This is a genomic window from Micromonospora echinofusca, from assembly GCF_017614955.1.
In the GTDB taxonomy this organism is placed as follows: domain Bacteria; phylum Actinomycetota; class Actinomycetes; order Mycobacteriales; family Micromonosporaceae; genus Micromonospora; species Micromonospora echinofusca_A.
In genome coordinates this window covers 1-5,566 of sequence record NZ_WVUH01000418.1, presented here as the reverse complement: position 1 = coordinate 5,566, position 5,566 = coordinate 1, and the positions used below count along the sequence as shown (strand labels likewise).

Here is a 5,566-nt window from a genome sequence, read left to right as displayed (position 1 = left end):
ACCCAGATCCTTCGCCGCCGACTCCACCCGCGACCGCATCGCCGCCGACACATCCGGATGCCCCGACAACACCCGCGACACACTCGACAACGCCACACCCGCCCGCGCCGCCACATCCCGGATGGTCGCGGGAACCTCGTCGGCGCCGATGTTCATTGCCGGTACCGCTCGACGACGTCCTCGTTGATCTCGATGCCCAGCCCGGGGGCCGAGACGGGTGGGTAGACCCAGCCGTCGACGTGGCTGATGGGCGCGTCCACGAGGTCGTGCTGCATCGGGTTGCGCAGGGGCTTGAACTCGAAGAGCTTGCAGGCCGGGCTGCTGAAGCTGATGGCCAGGCTGGCGGCGGTGACGATCGCCGAGGACCAGGCGTGCGCGTTGGCCTGCCGGCGGTACGCCTCGACCCGGTCGGTCACCTTCTTGAATCCGGTGATCCCCTCGGCCCGCCCGGGGTCGACGCCGACGACGTCACACGTGCCGGTGGCCAGGACCCGTTCGTAGCCGTCCAGGGTCCACTCCTTCTCGCCGTAGGCGATCCGGGTGCGGGTCTTGGCGCGGAGAGTGGCGTACCCTTCCGGGTCCCAGGCGCCGAGCGGTTCCTCGATCCAGTCGATGTCGTACTCGTCGAAGGCCTGGACCCGTTTGACCGCGGTGGACACGTCCCACCTGATGGCGATGCCGAGGTCGATCATCAGCATCCTGTCCGGGCCGATCGTCTCCCGCATGGTGCGTACGTACTCCACGTCGCGATCGTGGTCGTAGCCGAGCCGGGCCTCGCCACGTTTGCCGAAGCCGACCTTCATCCCCTGCAGGCCGCTGTCGAGCCACTCGCGGGCCTCGTCGGCCATGGCGGGGATCGAGCTGTGGTGGGCGTGGGACGAGGCGATGGCCGGCAACCGGTCGTGCACGGCGCCGCCGAGCAGTTCGCAGACGCTCACCCCGAGGGCTTTGCCTTTGATGTCCCACAGGGCGATGTCGATCGCGGCGATGGCGTACGAGGCGAGGCCGCCGTTGTAGCCGTACCACCAGGCGCGGTCCTTGAGGGCACGCCAGATGCTCTCCGTGTCCAGCGGGCTGCGTCCGACGATCAGCCCGCCCATGCCGTCGATGAGGGCGGCCACGGCGGGGTTGGCTTCGGGGAACTGGGTGACCGATTCACCCCAGCCGACGACACCCTCGTCCGTGGTGATCTTGACGAGGCAGAGGTAGCGGGTGGCGTCGAAGTCGTTCGGCTCCGGATACGCCACGGGCACGGCCTCGACCCGCACGATCTTCATGCTGCGTCTCCTGTGCTCTGGTGGGTGCTTCCCCCGACGACCGGGATGGCCGCGGTCAGCAGTGCGATGCGCTCGGCGAGCATCTCGGCGTCGGAGAACTCGGTGCAGTCAAGTTCGCCGGCGACCCGACCGGCGGAGATGACGACGGCACGGTCGGCGACGTCGAACACCTCCGAGTCCTCCGTGCAATACAGCAGGACGGCGCCGCCGGCGTCGGCGAAACCGCGCAGCAACCGGTAGATCTCGGCCTTGCTGGAGATGTCGACGCCGCGGGTGGGCTCTTCCAGCACGACGACCGGCGGGGCGAGCGCCAGGGCCGCGGCGATGGCCACCTTCTGCTGGTTTCCGCCGCTCAGCGCCCGAATGGGCGTGTCCAGGCTGGCGGTTTTGACCAGGAAGTCGGATCTGGCCTGTCGGGCCAGGCGGGTGGCGGCGGATCGCTTCAGCAGCCCGAGCCGTCTCCTGATCGCCGGGCCCTGACGGATGTAGAGATTCTCCCCCACGGACAGGTTGTCGAAGAGGCTGTCCGCCCGGTCCGCGGCGACGAAGGCGACGTCGCCGCCGGACCGCACCGGTCGGCCGGCCAGGGTGGCGTCACCGTGGGTCCTCTCGAACCCGGCGACCGACCGGACCAGCTCGCGGCCGCCCGAGCCTTCGACACCCACGACCGCCACGATGTCGCCGCGGCCGAGCTGCATCGTCACGTCGACGAACTTCGCCCTGTGGTGGGTCCAGCCGGTCAGCGCGAGCAGGGGAACCGCGTCGCGTCGACTGTCGGCCCGGTCGTCCCTGGTCACCGCAGCACGGCCGACGACGAGTTCACGGGCGATGCGTTCCTCGGTGAGCTCCGGCGGGGCGAGCACCATCGCGCAGGACCCGTCGACGATCATGGCGACCCGGTCGGCGTGCGCGGCGAGTTCGGCCAGACGGTGGGTCACCAGGAACACCACCCGGCCGCTGTCCGCGATGGTGTGCATCCGGGCGAACAGCTCGGCCGACTCGTCCTCGGTCAGGGCCGAGTTGGGTTCGTCGAAGAGGAACACGTCGGCGTTGCGGACCAGCGCCCGGGCGATCTCCGTACGCTGTTGCAGGGCCAGCGGCAGGTCACCCAGCAGGTGGTCGGCGAACGGAAGGAGATCGGTCTCTCTGAGCATGTCGACGTCTGCGGGCGCCAGCCGGGGTCGGCCACCGCGCGACCCCTCCCGCCCGGCCAGGAGGTTCTCGGCGACGGTGAGGTTGGGAAAGAGCTGGGGTTCCTGGTGCACGATCGCGATCCGGCTGGCCCCCAGCTGCGGGCTCCACGGCCGCCCCTGCACGGTGATCGTGCCGGCATCCGGGGTCACCTCCCCGGCCAGGACCTTGACCAGGGTGCTCTTGCCGGCGCCGTTCGGCCCGGCGATGCCGAGAATCTCCCCGGAGCGGGCAGCCAGGTTCAGCCCGGCGAGCGCGACGGTGTCGCCGTACCGCTTGACGAGGCCCTCGATGACCACGCCGTCCGGGCCTGGCACGGCGGTCACCGGTCCCGCCGCCAGTTACGGGTCAGCTGGTCGAGCACCACCGCGCCGATCGTGACCACGCCGAGGAACATCTGCTGGGCGAAGGATCCGGCGGCCAGCAGGGCCAGGCCGTTGGCGATGACCGCGAGCAGCAGCGCGCCGAGCAGGGTGCCGGCCACACTGCCGCGTCCACCCTGCAGGCTCGCCCCACCGATGACGACCGCGGCGAAGGTCGGGAACAGCAGGGCCTGTCCGGCGTCCGGCTGGATGGAGCCGATGAAGGAGAAGTCGAGCAGCGCGGCGACCGCCGCCGACAGGCCGGCGATGCAGAACGCCCAGAACTTGTAGCGGCGTACGGGCAGTCGGGCGAACCGGGCCGCGACGGGGTTCCCGCCGATGGCCTTGAGCCGGAAACCGAACAGTGACCGGCTCAGCAGCAGCCAGAACAGCAGGGCGATGACGATCATCCAGAGCACCTGCATCGGTACCCCGAAGGGGAGGCTCTGGTTGCTCAGGCCGCGGAAGAACTCGACCTCGCCGGCGTCCATGGTCCGACCCGGGGGTGGTGCGGCCGGCGCGAACCGCTGTGCCCCGCTGAACAGCAGGGTGAAGCCGAAGATCAGGGTGCTGGACCCGAGGGTGGCGATGAACGAGGGGATGCCGACGACACTGGTGAAGAAGGCGTTGAAGGCGCCGACCAGGACGGCGACGGCAAGGGCCACCAGGATCGCCACCCACAACGGCCAACCCCAGTTGATCCAGGCCACGGCCATGCTCATCGCGGACAGGCCGTACAGGTTGGCGAATGACAGGTCGATCTCACCGACCACGAGCACCACGGTCAGACCAAGACCGATGATCGCGATCGTGCTCATGTAGCGCAGCAGCCCGAGCAGGTTGTCCGGGTAGAGGAACAGGCCGTCGGAGGCCGCTGCGAAGACGACCATCACCAGGGCGACGGTGGCCATGAGGCCGCCGACGCGGGCGAAGGCCCGCAGAAACTGCGCGACGGTGGGTCGTTCGCGGTCCGCGGGGTCGGCGACGTGGCCGACGGGCTGGTCCACGAGGTTCGTGGTCACGTAATCCTCCGGTGGGGGCATGGCGGAGGCGGGTCGACCGAGATCGTCACCGGTCGACCCGGCCAGTCACTTGTCGAGAATCTTGTTCAGGTCTTCCCGGGCGGCGGCCGAGTTCGCCTTGGTGACCGGGATCAGCTTCTGCGCGTTGGGGATGACCTTGCCGGTGGCCAGGTACACCGCGCAGGCGACGGCCCCGAACCCGGCCTGCTGGGTCCAGCCCTGGTCGAAGGCCGCCACCTGGGTGCCCTCGTCGATGCCGTCGAGTTGACCTTCACTGACGTTCCAGCCCGCGGTGAACACCTTGCCCTTGCGGCCGGAGTCGGCGATCGCCCGCACGGCGTGCTCGGCGCCGATGTCGACGTTGAGGATGAACTGCAGTTCGGGGTTGCCGGTCAGCAGCGCCTTGTACGCGTCGTAGGTCTTGGCCGGGTCGAACGCGACGTTGAGCGGGTTCTTCGCCGTGTTGATGAACGTGGCGTCGGGGATCTCGGCCTTGATGCCCTCCTCGAAACCCTGCATCCGGCCCTGGGCCCAGAAGGCGGAGGGATCGCCGCCGGAGACGGTGAAGACCTTGAGCTGTTGGCCGGTGGACTTCATCCACTCCAGTACGGTCTTCGCGGCGGTGCGACCTTCCTCGACCGGCACCTGGGTGAAGTTGGTGAACTCGTTGCCGTTGGAGGTCACGCCGGCGGTGAACACGGGGATGCCCCGGGCCATGGCCTTGTTGGTGATGTCGGTGAAGGCGTTGGAGTCCGGGGGCTCGATGGTGAGGCAGTCGATCTGCCCGGTGTTGAGCAGCGCCTCGATCTGCGAGATCTGCTGCGGGATGTCGATGTCCTTCGGCGGGGCGATCGCCTTGCCGTTCATCCGGACCAGGGACTGGGCCACCGGCAGCGTCGCCTCGTAGCCGGTCTTGTACTGGTCGGAGAAGAGCGCGATTCCGCTGGACTGGTAGGAGAAGACGTAGTTCAGCTCCTTGCCCTCGCGTACCTTCGCCGCGATGCGGTCGGCCAGTTTGAACTCGCTACCGTCCTTGAGCTTCGCCGGGGCGGCCGTTGCCTGGCCCACCGAGTCGGCGATCTGGTCGTAGCCGAGTTCCTTCAGCTTCGCCGGGGCCGCCGAGAGGTCGGCGGTGGCGGTAGGCCCCGTCGAGGTCGATGGGGAACTGGCGGAGTTCCCCCCGCAGGCGGTGAGGACCATCACGAGGCCGACGGCAACGGGCCATACGGCAGGGGCTCTGCGCACTTGCCCATCTCCTTCCCGGTAACGATTCCGGGGTGGAACCGTTTCCGAGGATGCTAGGACCGGCTCTCCCCCCAGGTCAATGGCCTATCGGCTGCTCCGGGGCAGGCGAAGGGCGGGTACGCGCAGAGGAAAGGTGGAAACGGTTCCTTGACCGGCGCGGCTCCACGGTCAGCGGCGTCGACCCATGCCGAAGAGCCCCGCGCGTCGGTCGACGCCGGGGCCATCAAGGTCGTACCCGGGAAAGGAGAACGGGACAGCAGAGCGCCGCAGAGCGGCCGGCCCTGTCAGGCCGCTGATCTGATCAGGGTGTGCGCGGAAGGAACCGGCGGTCAGACCATGGTCAGGCTGGCGCGGGAGTGGAAGGTGGTGTCGATGGTGACGGTACTCGGCGCAGCCCCGTCCAGCATGTCCAACAACAAACGAGCCGACACCGTACCCATCTCGTCGGTATCCCGAGAAACCGTCGCCA

General features: G+C 68.9%; 5 protein-coding genes. All 5 read right to left on the bottom strand.

Translation table 11 applies throughout. From position 1 onward, the window contains the following. Window positions 1-156: LacI family DNA-binding transcriptional regulator (locus tag GSF22_RS29950; protein WP_244454384.1), on the bottom strand; the 156-nt coding region annotated here is incomplete at its 3' end. Next, window positions 153-1,277: a mandelate racemase/muconate lactonizing enzyme family protein gene (locus tag GSF22_RS29945; RefSeq protein ID WP_208817270.1), complete on the bottom strand. Its 1,125-nt coding sequence runs from the start codon at window positions 1,275-1,277 to the stop codon at window positions 153-155. The genes GSF22_RS29950 and GSF22_RS29945, both read right to left, overlap by 4 nt. Continuing rightward, the gene (locus tag GSF22_RS29940) at window positions 1,274-2,794 is read right to left on the bottom strand and encodes an ATP-binding cassette domain-containing protein (RefSeq protein WP_208817269.1); all 1,521 of its coding nucleotides are present in this window, start codon (window positions 2,792-2,794) and stop codon (window positions 1,274-1,276) included. Before GSF22_RS29940 ends, GSF22_RS29945 begins: the two co-directional genes overlap by 4 nt. Further along, a complete protein-coding gene (locus GSF22_RS29935) occupies window positions 2,791-3,852 on the bottom strand; it encodes an ABC transporter permease (RefSeq protein ID WP_208817268.1) in 1,062 nt (353 codons plus the stop codon). Before GSF22_RS29935 ends, GSF22_RS29940 begins: the two co-directional genes overlap by 4 nt. 66 nt (window positions 3,853-3,918) lie before the next feature. Further along, the gene (locus tag GSF22_RS29930; RefSeq protein WP_244454381.1) at window positions 3,919-5,052 is read right to left on the bottom strand and encodes a sugar ABC transporter substrate-binding protein; all 1,134 of its coding nucleotides are present in this window, start codon (window positions 5,050-5,052) and stop codon (window positions 3,919-3,921) included. Window positions 5,053-5,566 lie beyond the last annotated feature (514 nt).

Coding starts and splice junctions, on each gene's coding strand:
- GSF22_RS29930 (WP_244454381.1), bottom strand. CDS start 5,052: ATGGTCCTCACCGCCTGCGGGGGGAACTCCGCCAGTTCCCCATCGACC.
- GSF22_RS29945 (WP_208817270.1), bottom strand. CDS start 1,277: ATGAAGATCGTGCGGGTCGAGGCCGTGCCCGTGGCGTATCCGGAGCCG.